Origin of the sequence: Halotalea alkalilenta, from assembly GCF_001648175.1 — a bacterium.
Classification (GTDB): Bacteria; Pseudomonadota; Gammaproteobacteria; order Pseudomonadales; family Halomonadaceae; genus Halotalea; species Halotalea alkalilenta_A.
In genome coordinates, this window is sequence record NZ_CP015243.1 from 995,536 (window position 1) to 1,010,577 (window position 15,042).

The following is a 15,042-nucleotide window of genomic DNA, read 5'->3' on the forward strand; positions in this document are numbered from 1 at the left end:
TCCCATCAGGATGTCTTCATGAAGAAATGCGTCATCTCCCTCGCGCTCTGCAGCCTGCCGCTGATCGGTTCGCAGGCCTTCGCTTTCAGTCTCAACGACGTCAACGAGGCGATGAATCGCGCCGACTCTGCGTCGCAGCAGGGTGCCAGCGCGCTCCAGCAGGGTAACCAGCGCTTCCAGCAACTGCAGCAAGGCTCCCAGCAGCAGGCGGCGCAGGTCGGCACCACCGAAGGCAACTTGAACGATGCAAGCCAGCTGGTGGACTCCCTCACCAGCCAGCTTGGTGTCAACCGCCAGCAGGCGATCGGCGGGGCCGCTGCGATGCTGGCCCAGGCCAAGGGCGCGCTCGGCGACAATCAGTTCAGCCAGCTTTCCAACCAGGCGCCTGGGATCGACGGCCTGCTGTCGAGCGCCAACGCCACCGGCGGTGGCTCGTTGCTTTCGCAGGTCACGAGCCTCGCCGGCGGACAAGGGCAGTCCCAGGGCGGCGATGGGATGGTCGATGCCGCCTTCAAAGCGCTTGGCATGGATAGCTCGATGACCAGCCAGTTCGCCCCGGTGATGCTGCAGTACTTCGGCGGGCAGGGCGTATCGAGCGGTCTGCTTTCGTCGCTGTCGAGTCTCTGGGGCGCCTGAGCGCTCGCTGCTCAGCCGGCTTCGATCACCTCCGCCACCGCGCGGCCGAGGGTCTCGGTGCCGGCTTTGCCGCCGAGATCGCCGGTGAGCAGCGCCGGGTCGCCGCTGGCCAGCACCTGCTCGATCGCCTCGACCACGGCGGCGCCCGCCTCTGCATGGCCGAGGTGCTCGAGCATCATCGCGCCGCACCAGATCTGTCCGATCGGGTTGGCGATCCCACGTCCGGCGATGTCCGGCGCAGAGCCGTGGACCGGCTCGAACAGCGAGGGGAATTGGCGTTCCGGGTTGATGTTGGCCGAGGGCGCGATGCCGATGGTGCCGGTGCAGGCGGGACCGAGGTCTGAAAGGATGTCGCCGAACAGGTTGCTCGCCACCACCACGTCGAACCAGTCGGGGTGGAGCACGAACTGGGCGGTGAGGATGTCGATGTGGAACTTGTCCACGCTGATCCCGGGATAATGCTTGGCCATCTCGACCACGCGCTCGTCCCAGTAGGGCATGGTGATCGAGATGCCGTTGGACTTGGTCGCCGAGGTCAGTTTCTTGCGCGGCCGGGTCTGGGCCAGCTCGAAGGCGAACTTGAGCACCCGGTCGATGCCGCGCCTGCTCATCACCGTCTCCTGCATTACCAGCTCGCGCTCGGTGCCTTCGAACATCTTGCCGCCGATGCTCGAATACTCCCCTTCGGTGTTCTCGCGCACCACGTAGAAATCGATGTCGCCCGGCTCGCGGCCGGCCAGCGGTGCCTTGACTCCGGGCATCAGCCGGCAAGGGCGCAGGTTGACGTACTGGTCGAAGTGGCGGCGGAACTGGAGCAGCGATTCCCACAGCGAAACATGGTCGGGGACGACGTCAGGCCAGCCGACCGCGCCGAAGTAGATCGCATCCACTCCTTCGAGCTGGTCGCGCCAGTCCGCCGGCATCATCCGGCCATGGGTCTGCCAGTACTCGGCGCAGGCCCAGTCGAGGGTCTGCCACTGCCACTCGATGCCGAATCGCCGGCCGGCGGCCTCCATCGCGCGCACACCTTCCGGCATCACCTCTTTGCCGATGCCGTCGCCGGCGATCACTGCGATGCGTGGACGTTGGATGGGCATGATCTTGTTCATGGAGTCCTCATGAAGTCGTGGAGTTCATCGAGCAGCCGGTCAGGCCGCTCCTCGGGGATGTAGTGACCGCAGTCCAGTGCCCGGCCTTCGACCCGCCGGGCGACCTTGCGCCACTCACGCATTGGATCGAAGCAGCGCCCGACCGTGCCGTGGGCGCCCCACAGCACCTTGAGCGGCAGCTCGAGCCGTCGTCCCTGGTCGAGATCGAATCGGTCATGCTCGAGATCGATCGTCGCGCTGGCGCGGTAGTCCTCGCACATGCCGTGCACCGCGGCGGGATCCTCGAGCTGGGTGCGATAGCTCTCCAGCGCCTCGGGGGCGAAGACCGACAGCCCCGCGTGGCGGCCGCCCATCACGCCGTCGACCCAGGCGTGCGGGGCGGCCGAGATCAGCCGCTCCGGCAGCGGCGATGGCTGAATCAGCAAGAACCAATGGAAGTAGGCGGTGGCGAAGGCACGATCGGTGGCTTCGTACATCGCCAGGGTCGGCGCGATGTCGAGCAGCATCATCCGCTCGACCGCCTGGGGATGATCGAGAGCGAGGCGGTGGGCGACGCGCGCGCCCCGGTCATGGGCGCAGATCGAGTAGCGCTCGAAGCCGAGCCGGCGCATGACCTCATGCTGGTCGCGGGCCATCGCGCGCTTCGAGTAGTTGGCGTGATTCGGCATGCCGGGGGGCTTGGACGATGCGCCATAGCCGCGCAGGTCGGTGAGCACCACGGTGAAACGCTCGGCCAGCGGTGCACTGATCCGATGCCAGATTCGGTGGTTCTGCGGATGACCGTGGAGCAACAGTAGCGCCGGTCCGTCACCCTTGATCAGGCCGCTGATCCGCACCTCATCGATCGGGTCACCGACGTCGATCTCGAACGGCTTGAATCCCTCGAACATGGGCAGGCTCCCCGATCAATGATGGGAGTCGATTCTAGTCCTTGGAGAAAACGATACAATCAGGCTTGAGTTCAATTCATACTTGAATACAGGTTGATAATCTTGCCCGTCATCGATGATCTCGCCTTCTTCCAGCGCCTCGCCCGTGCTGAGAGCATGACCGCCACCGCGCGTGATCTCGGCCTCTCGCTGGCCGCGGTGAGCAAGCGACTGGCCCAGCTCGAGCGCCGCCTCGGTGTGACCCTGATGCAGCGCTCGACCCGCAAGCTCAGCCTCACCGCCGAGGGGGAGCTCTACCTCGAGCGCGGCGCCTCGATCCTCGCCGAGCTGGCCGAGCTCGAAGGGGCGCTGAGCGACCCGCGGCAGAGCCTGCGCGGCTCGCTCAGGGTCAGCGCCACCTTCGGCTTCGGTCGTCGCCACATAGCGCCTTTGCTGTCGAGCTTCGCCCAGCGCCACCCCGAGCTCGAGCTACAGCTCGAACTGGGCAACTACCCGCCGAGCCTTGACGACGGTTTCGACCTGGTGATCCGGGTCGGGCCACCGCCGGATGCCCGGCTCGTTGCCCGCAGGCTGCTCGCCAACCGGCGCGTGCTGTGCGCCGCCCCGGCCTACCTCGAAGCCCATGGGGCCCCTGCTGATCTCGATGCGCTGGCCGCGCACCGCTGCATCGTGCTGCGCGAGAACTCGAGCGACCATGGGATCTGGCGCTTCATCGACCAGGACCGCGAGCGAGCGGTGCGCATCAAAGGCACGCTCTCGACCAACGACGGCGAGGTGGCGGTGGGTCTCGCCCTTGACGGTCATGGACTGCTGCTGCGCTCTTGGTGGGATGTGCAGGCGCACCTGGCGCAGGGTCGATTGGTCGAGCTGCTGCCAGGGATCACCACGCCGAGCGCCGACTTCTACGCGGTCTACCGGCCGAGACGGCATCCGTCGCGGCGGCTGGAGGCCCTGCTCGGCTGGCTGAGCGATGCGCTGCCCGCGCGAGTACCGACGTCTAGGGCGTAACGCATCCCGCGGGTAAGCGTTAACACGCCCTGGTCACGGTGGAGTGCTATGGTTCAGTGACAGCAACCGATGGGGAGACCGCCATGAACCAGAGCGAGGAGACCTTCTCCTGGCAATGGCAGGGGAAGTCAATGACGGTAGGGGTGACGCGCTGCGGCGCAGGCCCGACGCTTTTGATGCTGCCTGCGTTGTCGACTATCTCGACCCGTCACGAGATGCTCGCGCTGCAGCGCCTGCTCGGTGCCCGCTATGCCACCGTGGCGGTGGATTGGCCCGGCTTCGGCGAGCTGCCACGTCCGCGGATGCGCTGGACGCCGGATGTGCTCGGCGCCTTCGTCATCGCGCTGCTGGCGCACTACGCGCCGCGCTATGCGGTGGCCGCGGGGCACGGCGCGGGCTATCTGCTCGAGGCGCTGTCGCGCGAAGACGCCGTAGCGTTGAGCTCGGTCGAGGCGGCGGCGCTGCTGGCTCCGACCTGGCGAGGGCCGCTGCCGACCATGGCCAATTGCCCGCAGACCCGTCGTGACCGCCCGCTCTATCGTCGGCTGCGCCGGGCGGTCGATGCGCCGCTGCTCGGCCCGTTGCTCTACCGGCTGAACGTCTGTGGGCCGCTGGTGCGCAAGATGAGCACCGAGCACGTCTACGAAGACCCACACTGGCTCGATGATCCGCAGCGCATGGCGTCCAAGCGGGCGGTGCTCGAGGCCGAGAACGCCCGCTTCGCCTCGGTTCGCTTCGTCACCGGTGCGCTCGATCCGTTCATCTCCCGTGAAGCCTTCCTCGATGCGGCGAGCGCCGCGGGAATCCCGCTGCTGGCGCTGGTGCCGGAACTCGCGCCGAAGCGCTCCAAAGCCGAGATGCTCGCGCTCGGCACGCTCGACCGGGTCACCCTCGAGCTGCTCCCGCACGGTCGACTGGCGAGTCATGAGGAGTTTCCCGCCCAAGCGGCGCGGTGCATCGAGGAGTGGGGGCAGTTCTCATACGATCGACCGGGGGATTAGCGCAAAAATCGCGGGCATGAGACTTTAGTCGCGCGCGACCCCTGTCCTATACTCGCCCCATTGTTGACTATGCGACGGCCGCTTTGGCGGCGGCCGTCTTGCGTCCGTGACCTACCTTGCTGAGCGGGACCTCGATGCCTCTACCGATTATCGCGCTGGCCATTGCCGCCTTTGGCATTGGCACGACCGAATTTGTCATCATGGGCCTTCTGCCCGAGATGGCAGCGGACCTACAGGTCACGATTCCCCAGGCCGGCATGCTGGTGACGGGCTATGCGCTGGGGGTCGTGGTCGGCGGCCCGATCCTTGCGGTGATCTCGGCGCGCTGGCCGCGCAAGCCGACGCTGATCGCGCTGACCTGCATGTTCGTCATCGGTAACGTCGCCTGCGCGCTGGCGCCGGGCTACTACACGCTGATGGCCGCGCGGGTGCTGACCTCGCTCTCCCACGGCGCCTTCTTCGGCATCGGTGCGGTGACCGCGGCGAGCTTGGTGCCGCCGGAGAAGCGCGGGCATGCGATCTCGCTGATGTTCGCGGGGCTCACCCTGGCCAACGTGCTCGGGGTGCCGTTCGGTACCGCGCTCGGCCAGGCCTTCGGCTGGCGCTCGACCTTCGCCGCGGTCACATTGATCGGCGTGGTCGCATTGGTCGCGCTGTGGCGTTGGGTGCCGGGCCGGCTGCCGCGCAGCCACGGGCGGATCATCGGCGAGTTCACCGTGCTGCGCCAGAAGCCGGTGCTGCTGGCGCTGGGGATGAGCGTGCTCGCTTCGGTGAGCATGTTCTCGGTGTTCACCTACATCACCCCGATGCTCAATCAGGTCACCGGCGTCGGTGGCCACACGGTGACGCTGTTCCTCCTGGTCTATGGCGTCGGCCTGACCTTCGGCAGCCTGCTCGGCGGGCGGCTTTCCGGTGGCAAGCTGATGCCGCCGATGATCAAGCTGATGGCGGGCGTCGTTGCGATCCTGGTGATCTTCTGGCTGACCTTGGCCGATTTCTGGATCGCGCTGGCCACCATGTTCATTTGGGGCATGTTCGCCTTCGCCCTGGTGCCGCTGCTGCAGCTTTTGATCGTCGACCAGTCCGCGGAGGCGCCGAATCTGGCCTCGACGCTGAACCAGAGCGCTTTCAATCTCGGTAACGCGATCGGTGCCACGCTCGGTGGCGTGGTGATCGATGCAGGCCTGCCGTATGGCCGGCTGCCGCTGTTCGGCGCGTTGCTGATGCTGTTCGCGCTCGGTGTCGCCGTCTACACCCTCAGGATGTTCAAGCACCGCGCCGCACGCGAGCGGGCGTCGATGCAGATCGCTGAAAACCGGGCGTGAGACGCGCAGGCGATGCGCGCTTTACCCCGTCGCCGGGGCTTGATCCTTGTGCGCGGCTTAAACTCTCGCCGCTCGGCTAGCGCGAGCGGCATCGCCGGTTAGGCTGGAAGAGGTTCTCAATCCATCCTGGCCGGAGTTTCCTATGCTGCGTTTTCCGTGCGCGCTTGCGCTCCTCCTCTGTGCTGCCCCGAGTCTTGCGCTGACGCCTCCCGAGGGGGCCGATTCCAGCGAGTATCCAAGCGAGCGTGGCACGCTTCGCGTCACCTCGATCGTGGAAGGTCTCGAGCGCCCCTGGGCGCTCGCCTTTCTCCCCGACGGCCGGGCGCTGGTCAGCGAGAAGCCCGGCCGGCTGCGTCTGGTCTCCGACGCAGGCGAGCTCTCCGCGCCGCTCGAAGGGCTCCCCGAGGTCTGGGCGCAGCGGCAGGGTGGGCTGCTCGACATCGCCGTGCCGCCCGATTTCGAGCACGATCCGTGGATCTACTTCACCTACGCGGAGGCGGGCGACGATGGCCGTGCCGGCACTGCGCTGGCGCGTGCGCGGCTCGAGGGCGAGAGGCTGAACGGGGTCGAGGTGCTGTTCCGCCAGGCCGACAAGCTCTCCACCGGCAATCATTTCGGTTCCCGTATCGTGTTCGCCGATGACGGTACCTTGTTCGTCGCACTTGGCGAGAACAACCAGCGGCCCACTGCGCAGCGGCTCGATCTGCACCAGGGCAAGGTGGTGAGGCTCAATCGCGACGGCAGCGTGCCCACCGACAATCCCTTCGTCGGCGACGACGATGCGCTCGACGAGATCTGGTCCTACGGGCATCGCAATCCGCAGGGTGCCGCGCTGCATCCCGACAGCCGTGCGCTGTGGGTCAACGAGCACGGGCCGCGCGGCGGCGACGAGATCAACCTGCCCCAGCCCGGCGCCAACTATGGCTGGCCGCTCGCTACCCATGGCATCGACTACTCGGGTCAGTCGATCGCGGAAGCCCAGGGCGCGGAGGTGGAGGGTACCGAGCCGCCGGACTACGTCTGGGAGATTTCGCCAGGGGTGAGCGGCATGGCGTTCGCCACCGATGAGCGCCTGGGCGAGTGGCAGGGCGATCTGTTCATCGGTGCGCTGGCGACCGAGGAGCTGATTCGGCTCGAGCTCGATGGCGATCGGGTCAGCCACGAGGAGCGGCTGCTCGCCGGGCGAGGGGAGCGCATTCGCGATGTGCGCCAAGGCCCCGATGGCGCGCTCTACCTGCTCACCGATCACGACGACGGCAAGCTGCTCAAGCTCGAACTGCTCGACTGAACGGGCATCTTCATCAGGCGGGGCGGCTGCCCGCGGTTCGCGGTACGGCCCGAACTTGCCTCAGGCGGCTTGCAGCCGTTTCGGGGTGGGCGACGGCTCGACGGTGACGAACATCACGCGGGCCAGCGTGCCGCCCTGCTGGCCTTCGCTGAGGGTGATCTCGGCGCCGTGGGCGTTGCAGATGCGCTGGGCGATCGCAAGCCCGAGGCCGGTACCGCTGATCGCGTTGCGCTCGTCGAAGCGCTCGCGATGGCGGCCGCGGTAGAACCGCTCGAACACCCGTTCCCGCTCCTCTTCGGGGATACCCGGCCCGTCGTCTTCGACCTCCAGCACGCCATCTCGTGCGACCTTCACCAGTATCTGCCCGCCCTTCGGCGTATAGGCCTGCGCGTTGCCGATCAGGATCGCCAACAGCTCGTTGATCAGCGCCGCGTCGGCAGCGATCCAGCACGGCCCATCCGCCTCGAAGGCGAGTCTCAGCCCGCGCTGATGGGCAAGCGAGGCCATGCCGAGGCAGAAGTCGCGGGTCAGGGCGGTGAGCTCGCAGGGAGCGAAGGCGCGTCGCTGGAGGTCGTTCTCGACCCGTGCCAGCGACAATAGCCGGTTGGAAAGCAGGGTGAGCTGCTCGAGATCGTGCTGGACGCGGGTGAGGATGGCGCGCAAATCACTCTGCGCACCGTTGCGCAAACCCAGCTCCAGCTGGGCACGCAAGGCGAAAAGAGGTGTGCGCAGCTGGTGGGCGGCGTCGGCGACGAAGGCGCGCTGGGCGCTGAGTACCTCCTCGAGCCGCACGGTCAGGTGATTGATCGCCTCGATCAGCCCGCGTACTTCACGCTGCACGCCGTCTAGCGGCAGCGGGCCGAGGTCGTTGGCGTCGCGGCTCTGGATCATCCGCGCGACCCGTTCGAGCGGGCGCAGCGCAGTGCTGATCGCGGCGGCGAAGAGCAGGAAGGCGACCAGCGCGAAGAGGGCTAGCTGCAGCATCGAGCGCTCCAGCAGCTGGCGCATCAGCTGGCGGTGAATGTCGCGATGCTCGGCGACCCGGATTTCCGCCATGCCGTTGAGACGTGCGTCGGAGAGCGGTACCAGCAGCGAGACCACTCGTACCTCACGGTTGCCGTAGTCGGCATTGAAAAAGCGCGCCAGCGCTGGATAGCGCCGGGTGAACGCGAGCCCTTCGGGGGGCGCGGGCAGATCGACGAAACCGGCGGCCTGGCGACCGCGCGGGTCGATCACCTGGTAGTAGGCGCTACCGCCGCTGTCCAGCGAGAAGGGGTCGAGCACCGAGTAGGGCGCATTGGCGATCAGCTGCTCGCCCTCGACCTGTAGGGAGTCGCCGATCACCCTTGCGGCGGTCAGCAGCGAGCGGTCGTAGGCGATCTCGGCGTTGGCGCGAGCGTCGAGCCAGCTTTTCAGCGCGGCGAGCCCGAGCAGCGCCAGCAGCGCCAGGCCGATCCAACCCAGCAGCCTGCCACGCAGCGAGGGAGTGCGAACCGAGCCGGGGCTCACTCGGCGATGGCCTCACGGGTCATCGCCTCGAGCTGATAGCCCAGGCCGCGGAAGGTGACGATGCGTACGTCGGCGCTGGCGAGCTTCTTGCGCAGCCGGTGGATGTAGACCTCGATCGCATCGAACGAGCCCGACTCCTCATTGCAGAACACCTGGCCCGCGAGCTGCTCCTTGCTGACGATCCTGCCGCTGCGGCTGATCAGGATCTCGAGCACCGCGAGTTCACGCTGGGTCAGCGCGAGCGGGCGCTGGCCGAGGGTGAACTGGCGATCCTCGGTGTCGTAGGCGAGCGCGCCGCAGTGGTGCAGGCGCTGGCCGTCGTGACGGGTACGCCTGAGTACGGCGTTGATCCGCGCCTCCAGCTCGGAGAGCGAGAAGGGTTTGACCAAGTAGTCGTCAGCGCCGAGGTTGAGCCCCTTGACCCGGTCGTTGATGTTGCCGCGGGCCGAGATCAGGAGCACCGGCAGCCGGCTGTCGCGGCGCCTGAGCCAGGACAGCAGTGCGAAGCCATCGAGCCCGGGCAGGCCGATGTCGAGCAGCAGCATGGTATAGCGCTCGGTCTCGAGCATGGTCTGTGCGGTCAGTCCGTCTCCACAGGCATCCACCGCCCAGTTCGATGCGCGCAGCGCATCGGTGAGGGTGACCGACAGCGAAGGGTGGTCTTCGACCAATAGGATACGCATCGCGGCTCTCCTGAAAGCTTGTTGAAAGTCTCGCTCGATAGCCTGGACGCCGAGTGAATCGTCGGCCGCGTCAACCGCGCGGCAGCCCATGTGAGGGTATCGGGCGGGGGAGAAAAAGATAATCGACATCCCCCTAGCACTTTGGTCTCGGTCCGTTGCCGAGCCGGCGCCCGCTGCCCGAAGAATCCAGGAGAACCCGATGTCCCCGTCCACCTTCCAACCCCTTCCCGTCGGCCGCTTGCTGCTGTCGGTGGCGTGTCTTCTCGGCCTCGTCATCGCGCAGCCGGCGATGTCCCAGGAGCCGCGTCGTCCCGAGTGCATCGCCCCCGCCTCGCCCGGCGGTGGCTTCGACCTGACCTGCAAGCTGGCCCAGAGCGCGCTGCTGCAGCAGGGCCTGCTGTCATCGCCGATGCGCGTCACCTACATGCCGGGTGGGATCGGTGCGGTGGCCTACAACGCGGTCGCCGCGCAGCGTTCTGGCGAGGAGGGCACCATCGTCGCCTGGTCCAGCGGCTCGCTGCTCAACCTCGCCCAGGGCAAGTTCGGCCGCTTCGATGAGCAGGCAGTGAAGTGGCTCGCAGGCGTTGGTACCACCTACGGTGCGCTGGTGGTGCGTGCTGATTCACCTTTCCAGGATCTCGATGACCTGGTCGAGGCATTGAGGAGCAATCCGGGCGCGGTGGTGATCGGCGCCGGTGGCACGGTGGGCAGCCAGGACTGGATGCAGACCGCGCTGATGGCCAGGGCCGCTGGTATCGATCCGCGGGCGATGCGCTACGTCGCGATGGAAGGCGGTGGCGAACTGATCACCGCGCTGCTCGGCAGCCATATCCAGGTCGCGAGCTCCGACATCGCCGACACCATGCCGCATGTCGAATCCGGCGACGTTCGGGTGCTGGCGGTGTTCGCCGAGGAGCGTCTGCCTGGTGAACTGGCCTCCCAGGTACCTACCGCGATCGAACAGGGCTACGACATCAATTGGCCGGTAGTCCGCGGCTTCTACGTCGGCCCGGATGTCTCCGAGGAGGCCTACGACTGGTGGGTCGAGGCCTTCGACACGCTGCTTGAGACCGAGGAGTTCGCCCAGCTGCGCGCGGATCGCGACATGTTCCCCTTCGCCATGACCGGCGATGAGCTGCGCCAGTACGTCGACGAACAAGTCGGCCTGTACCGGCAGATGGCCACTGAGTTCGGCCTGATCCAGTAATCGTCGCTGCGGGTGTGTCCATCGGATGCGCCCGCCTGGGCTCTCATCGCTTCCACGGAGGTCATCCCGATGATCTACCAACGCGTCTTTCTCGCCGTGCTGCTGCTGGTCTGCGCCATCCTGGCGGTGATCGCTTTCGGCTATCACGCGCCTTTCTCCTACGAGCCGGTCGGGCCGCGCGCCTATCCGCTGCTGCTGTTGACGCTGATCATGGCGGGTACCCTCTACCTGCTGTTCCGGCCGGGTACGATCACCCTCGGCGAGGGAGACGAACACCTCGACCGGCACGTGCTGGTCAAGATCACGCTCTGCGTGGTGCTGTTCACGATCTTCGCCGCCTGCTACGAGGTGCTCGGCTTCATCGTCTCGAGCTTCGGCTTCGCGGTGCTGATGGGGCGGCTCTATGGCGGTACCTGGGTCACCAGCCTGATCGGCGGCGCGCTGATGTCGGTCGGCTTCTATTGGCTGTTCGATCGCATCCTTGATGTGCCCCTGCCGCTGGGCATCCTCTCTTCCCTGGAGTTTTAGAACCATGGAAACCTTGTCCTACCTGGGCCAGGGATTCGGTGTCGCGACGACGCCGTTCAACCTGTTCACCGCCCTCTGCGGCACCCTGATCGGCACCATCGTAGGCCTCTTGCCCGGCCTCGGTCCGATCAACGGCGTAGCGCTTCTGATCCCGATTGCTTTCGCTCTCGGTCTACCGCCCGAGACCGCGCTGATCCTGCTTGCCGCGGTCTATCTCGGCTGCGAGTACGGCGGCCGTATCTCCTCGATCCTGCTCAACATCCCGGGCGAAGCCTCGGCGGTGATGACCACCCTCGACGGCTATCCGCTGGCGCGCCAGGGCAAAGGTGGGATCGCGCTTTCGATCTCGGCCTGGAGCTCGTTCGTCGGTGGCCTGATGGCCACCATCGGGGTGGTGATCTTCGCCCCACTGCTGGCGCGCTGGGCGGTCGCCTTCGGCCCGGCGGAGTACTTCGCGCTGATGGTGTTCGCGATCGTCTGCCTTGCCGGCATGGCCGGCAACAAGCCGCTCAAGACCGCGGTCGCGGCGATGATCGGGCTGTTCCTATCGAGCGTGGGCATCGACTCCAACAGCGGTGTCTATCGCTTCACCTTCGGCAGTCTCGGGCTCTCCGACGGCATCCAGTTCGTCGTCCTGGTGCTCGGGCTGTTCAGCGTCAGCGAGATCCTGGTGCTGCTCGAACGCACCCACCGCGGCCAGAAGGCGATCCAGGCCAGCGGACGGATGCTGTTCAATCTCAAGGAGGGGGCGTCGGTCTTCTTGACCAATCTGCGCGGCGGGGCGATCGGCTTCTTCCTCGGCATCCTGCCCGGTGCGGGAGCAACGCTTGCAAGTGCCGTGGCCTACATGTCCGAAAAGCGGATCAACGACAAAGAGGGCACCTTCGGCAAGGGCGACCTGCGCGGCCTCGCCGCCCCGGAGACCGCCAACAGTGCCTCTGCCTGTGGTTCGATGGTGCCGATGCTGACGCTCGGGGTGCCTGGCTCAGGCACCACCGCGGTGATGCTCGGCGCGCTGACGCTCTACAACATCACACCGGGGCCATTATTGTTCCAGAACCAGCCGGACATCGTCTGGGGGCTGATCGCATCGCTGTTCATCGCCAACCTGATGCTGATCGTGATGAACGTACCGATGATCCGGATCTTCACCAAGATCCTCGCCGTGCCCTACTGGGCGCTGGTGCCAGCGATCGCGATCATCACCTCGATCGGGGTGTACGCGGTGCATGCCACCACGTTCGATCTGTTTTTGATGATCGCGATCGGCGTGATCGGCTACATCCTGCGCAAGTTCGACTTCCCGCTGTCGGCGATCCTGCTCGGTTTCATCCTCGGCGGACTGATGGAGCAGAACCTGCGTCGAGCGCTTTCGATCTCCAACGGCGATCTCGGCATCCTCTTCTCCAGCCCGATCTGCTGGGGCGTCTGGGCGGTGACCGCGCTGATGATCGTGCTGCCGATGCTGCGCGGCTGGCGTCGTCGGCTGCGTACCGTGCGCGCCGGAGGCTGAGCCGCTGGGCTGAAGACTCCGCCCCACCGCGTAATCGATTAGCGGTGGGGCGGTTTTCGTTGATGGGGGTGAAAAAATGGCCTTTAGCGCCGCTTAGCCGGTCGATAATCGAAGCCGACGCACTGGGTACGCTGGCAGTCGGGGCCGATATGGAGCTCGAAGCGGCCGGGCTCGACTCGCCAGGCGAGGTCATGACCGAGGAAGCCTAGCTGGCCGAGGCTCACGACGAAGCTGACCTCCCGGCTCTCCCCGGGTTCGAGGGTAACGCGGTCGAAGTCGATCAGCTCGCGCACGGGCCGGCTGATACTGGCCACGGGATCGCGCAGGTAGAGCTGGACCACCTCCACTCCGGGGCGCTCGCCCTGGTTGGAAAGCTCTATGCGTAGTTCGATGGTGTCGTGCTCGCCTTCGATCAGATCACGGTCGAGGCGGGGCGTGCCGTATTCGATGCGGGTGTAGCCAAGGCCGTGGCCGAAGGGATACAGCGGGGTGTTGGCGACATCGAGATACTTCGAGGTGTAGCGTTCATCGGCGTCGAATGGGCGGCCGGTCGGCGCTTGAGCGTAGTACAGCGGCAGCTGGCCGACCGCACGGGGAAAGCTCATCGGCAGTCGCGCGCAGGGCGCGTGGTCGCCGAACAGCAGCTCGACCAGCGCCGCGGCGCCCTCGGTCCCCGGCCACCAAGCATGCAGCAACGCCTGGGCCTTGGGGGCCAGTTCGCTGAGTACCAGTGGTCGACCGCTCATCGTCACCACCACGGTTGGCGTACCGGTGCCGATCACCTTCAGCGCCAGCTCGAGCTGGTGGCCCGGCAGCCCTATGTCGGCGCGGCTCGCCGCCTCGCCGCTCATGGATTCGCGTTCCCCGAGTACAAGGATCGCGACCTGTGCTTGGCTTGCCTCGCGTACCGCTGCGTCGATCGCTTCCTTCACTTTGCGCCGATGGCCGTGCTCGGTCGTCTTCGGTACGCCTCGGCTATGGGTGATCAACGCATCGGGCAGGCGGTCGCCGAGCGCTTCGAGCACGCTGGTCACCTCTTCCGCCCGGCCGTCGCCGTGCCAGGGACCGAGCAGGTCCGCATGCGAGTCGGCCAGCGGGCCGATCAGCGCCACTCGCTCGAGCTCGGAGGAGAGCGGCAGCAGGCCATCGTTTTCGAGCAGCACCATCGAGTCGCGCGCGATCGAGCGCGCGGTCTCGAGATGCTCGGGGGTGAGCAGGGTCGTGCGCTCGCGCTGTTCGTCGCTGTAGCGGTAAGGGTCGTCGAACAGCCCGAGGGCGTACTTGAGCACCAGGATACGCTTCACCGCCTGGTCGATGCGTGCGCCATCGACGGCTTCCTCGGCGACCAGTTCGGCGAGGTGGTCGAGGAAGTAGCCATCCTGCATGTCCATGTCGACCCCGGCATTGACCGCCAGCCGGGCGGCGTCCTTCGAATCCTCGGCGACGCCGTGGTGGATCAGCTCCATCACCGCGGTGTAGTCGGTCACCACCAGGCCCTCGAAGCCCCATTCGCGGCGCAGGATCTGGTCCAGCAGCAAGGAGTTGCAGCTCGCCGGCACGCCGTCGAGCGCGTTGAAGGCGGTCATCAGCGTGGCGACGCCGGAGTCGACCGCCGCCTTGAACGGCGGCAGGTAGACGCTCCTCAGCAGCCGTTCGGAGATATCCACGCCGTTGTAGTCGCGTCCTGCTTCGGCCGCGCCGTAGGCGGCGTAGTGCTTGACGCAGGCTGCGACGCTGTCGAGTGCCTCGATCGATTCTCCTTGCAGTCCGCGTACCTGGGCGGCGGCGACCAGGCTTCCGAGCAGCGGGTCCTCTCCCGCGCCTTCCATCACTCGGCCCCAGCGTGGGTCGCGGCTGATATCGACCATCGGTGTGAACACCCAATGGATGCCAGCCGAGGCGGCCTCGCGCGCGGCGACCCTGGATGCCGCTTCTATCGCCTCCAGGTGCCAGCTCGAAGCCATCGCCAGCGGGATCGGGAAGATGGTGCGAAAGCCGTGGATCACGTCATAGCCGAACAGCAGCGGGATGCCGAGGCGGCTGCCCTCGACCGCGAGGCGTTGCATTCGTCGAGTGAAGTCGGCGTCGAAGCTGTTGAATACCGACCCGACCCGGCCGGCGCGGATGTCCTGCTCGTAGTCATCGCGCACCGAGGGCCCGGTGACATCACGTTCACTGGTGAACTGGGTCATCTGGCCGATTTTCTCTTCGAGCGTCATGCGCGCCAGCAGCGCCTCGGCACGACGCTCGAGCTCGGCCAGTCGCGCCGGCGCCAGGCCGAGATAGGGAACCTTGAGTGCGCTGGGAGCGTGGATGGACATCTCGTTCTCCACCATCTGCGAAGT

Annotated in this window: 13 protein-coding genes; 8 read left to right on the forward strand and 5 right to left on the reverse strand. The window is 66.6% G+C overall.

Annotated features, from left to right (window positions below; all coding sequences use genetic code 11):
• The first annotated feature begins 18 nt into the window (after positions 1-18).
• Complete coding sequence (locus tag A5892_RS04405; RefSeq protein WP_064121770.1) at positions 19-636, forward strand: DUF2780 domain-containing protein; 618 nt, start codon at positions 19-21, stop codon at positions 634-636.
• An 11-nt stretch (positions 637-647) separates the two neighbouring features.
• Here the strand turns inward: A5892_RS04405 and A5892_RS04410 are convergent, their stop codons facing one another.
• Complete coding sequence (locus A5892_RS04410) at positions 648-1,745, reverse strand: tartrate dehydrogenase (RefSeq protein WP_223302788.1); 1,098 nt, start codon at positions 1,743-1,745, stop codon at positions 648-650.
• Complete coding sequence (locus A5892_RS04415; RefSeq protein WP_064121771.1) at positions 1,742-2,635, reverse strand: alpha/beta fold hydrolase; 894 nt, start codon at positions 2,633-2,635, stop codon at positions 1,742-1,744. The genes A5892_RS04410 and A5892_RS04415 overlap by 4 nt, the downstream gene beginning before the upstream one ends.
• Positions 2,636-2,737: 102 nt before the next feature.
• On the opposite strand from A5892_RS04415, the gene A5892_RS04420 reads away from it, so the two are divergent.
• From A5892_RS04420 to A5892_RS04435, 4 genes are all read left to right on the forward strand, one after another.
• On the forward strand, positions 2,738-3,643 hold the full coding sequence (locus A5892_RS04420; RefSeq protein ID WP_150123478.1) for a LysR substrate-binding domain-containing protein: 906 nt from the start codon (positions 2,738-2,740) through the stop codon (positions 3,641-3,643).
• An 83-nt stretch (positions 3,644-3,726) separates the two neighbouring features.
• On the forward strand, positions 3,727-4,644 hold the full coding sequence (locus A5892_RS04425; protein WP_064121772.1) for an alpha/beta fold hydrolase: 918 nt from the start codon (positions 3,727-3,729) through the stop codon (positions 4,642-4,644).
• 134 nt (positions 4,645-4,778) lie between these two features.
• On the forward strand, positions 4,779-5,969 hold the full coding sequence (locus A5892_RS04430; RefSeq protein WP_064121773.1) for an MFS transporter: 1,191 nt from the start codon (positions 4,779-4,781) through the stop codon (positions 5,967-5,969).
• Between the two features lie 142 nt (positions 5,970-6,111).
• Positions 6,112-7,257 carry a PQQ-dependent sugar dehydrogenase gene (locus tag A5892_RS04435; RefSeq protein WP_064121774.1) on the forward strand — a complete coding sequence of 382 codons (1,146 nt, stop codon included), beginning with the start codon at positions 6,112-6,114 and terminating at the stop codon, positions 7,255-7,257.
• Positions 7,258-7,317: 60 nt separating this feature from the next.
• Here the strand turns inward: A5892_RS04435 and A5892_RS04440 are convergent, their stop codons facing one another.
• Entirely contained in the window at positions 7,318-8,766 is a 1,449-nt protein-coding gene (locus A5892_RS04440) for a sensor histidine kinase (protein WP_064121775.1), read from the reverse strand.
• The gene (locus tag A5892_RS04445; RefSeq protein WP_064121776.1) at positions 8,763-9,449 is read right to left on the reverse strand and encodes a response regulator; all 687 of its coding nucleotides are present in this window, start codon (positions 9,447-9,449) and stop codon (positions 8,763-8,765) included. Before A5892_RS04445 ends, A5892_RS04440 begins: the two co-directional genes overlap by 4 nt.
• A gap of 199 nt (positions 9,450-9,648) precedes the next feature.
• Between A5892_RS04445 and A5892_RS04450 the strand changes: the two genes are divergently transcribed.
• The 3 genes from A5892_RS04450 to A5892_RS04460 all read left to right on the forward strand — a co-directional run bounded on the left by A5892_RS04450 (position 9,649) and on the right by A5892_RS04460 (position 12,697).
• Positions 9,649-10,656 (forward strand): Bug family tripartite tricarboxylate transporter substrate binding protein, encoded by a 1,008-nt coding sequence (locus A5892_RS04450; RefSeq protein WP_064121777.1) that lies wholly within the window; start codon positions 9,649-9,651, stop codon positions 10,654-10,656.
• A gap of 69 nt (positions 10,657-10,725) precedes the next feature.
• Complete coding sequence (locus A5892_RS04455; protein WP_064121778.1) at positions 10,726-11,184, forward strand: tripartite tricarboxylate transporter TctB family protein; 459 nt, start codon at positions 10,726-10,728, stop codon at positions 11,182-11,184.
• A gap of 4 nt (positions 11,185-11,188) precedes the next feature.
• Entirely contained in the window at positions 11,189-12,697 is a 1,509-nt protein-coding gene (locus A5892_RS04460) for a tripartite tricarboxylate transporter permease (protein WP_064121779.1), read from the forward strand.
• Positions 12,698-12,780: 83 nt separating this feature from the next.
• Here A5892_RS04460 and bglX read toward each other — a convergent pair whose 3' ends face one another.
• On the reverse strand, positions 12,781-15,018 hold the full coding sequence (gene bglX, locus A5892_RS04465; RefSeq protein WP_064124303.1) for a beta-glucosidase BglX: 2,238 nt from the start codon (positions 15,016-15,018) through the stop codon (positions 12,781-12,783).
• Positions 15,019-15,042 lie beyond the last annotated feature (24 nt).

Bases quoted from the DNA above. Each gene is read 5' to 3' on its own strand.
- A5892_RS04425 (WP_064121772.1), top strand. From the start codon at position 3,727: ATGAACCAGAGCGAGGAGACCTTCTCCTGGCAATGGCAGGGGAAGTCA.
- A5892_RS04410 (WP_223302788.1), bottom strand. From the start codon at position 1,745: ATGAACAAGATCATGCCCATCCAACGTCCACGCATCGCAGTGATCGCC.
- A5892_RS04435 (WP_064121774.1), top strand. From the start codon at position 6,112: ATGCTGCGTTTTCCGTGCGCGCTTGCGCTCCTCCTCTGTGCTGCCCCG.
- A5892_RS04455 (WP_064121778.1), top strand. From the start codon at position 10,726: ATGATCTACCAACGCGTCTTTCTCGCCGTGCTGCTGCTGGTCTGCGCC.
- A5892_RS04430 (WP_064121773.1), top strand. From the start codon at position 4,779: ATGCCTCTACCGATTATCGCGCTGGCCATTGCCGCCTTTGGCATTGGC.
- A5892_RS04450 (WP_064121777.1), top strand. From the start codon at position 9,649: ATGTCCCCGTCCACCTTCCAACCCCTTCCCGTCGGCCGCTTGCTGCTG.
- A5892_RS04405 (WP_064121770.1), top strand. From the start codon at position 19: ATGAAGAAATGCGTCATCTCCCTCGCGCTCTGCAGCCTGCCGCTGATC.
- A5892_RS04445 (WP_064121776.1), bottom strand. From the start codon at position 9,449: ATGCGTATCCTATTGGTCGAAGACCACCCTTCGCTGTCGGTCACCCTC.
- A5892_RS04415 (WP_064121771.1), bottom strand. From the start codon at position 2,635: ATGTTCGAGGGATTCAAGCCGTTCGAGATCGACGTCGGTGACCCGATC.
- bglX (WP_064124303.1), bottom strand. From the start codon at position 15,018: ATGTCCATCCACGCTCCCAGCGCACTCAAGGTTCCCTATCTCGGCCTG.
- A5892_RS04460 (WP_064121779.1), top strand. From the start codon at position 11,189: ATGGAAACCTTGTCCTACCTGGGCCAGGGATTCGGTGTCGCGACGACG.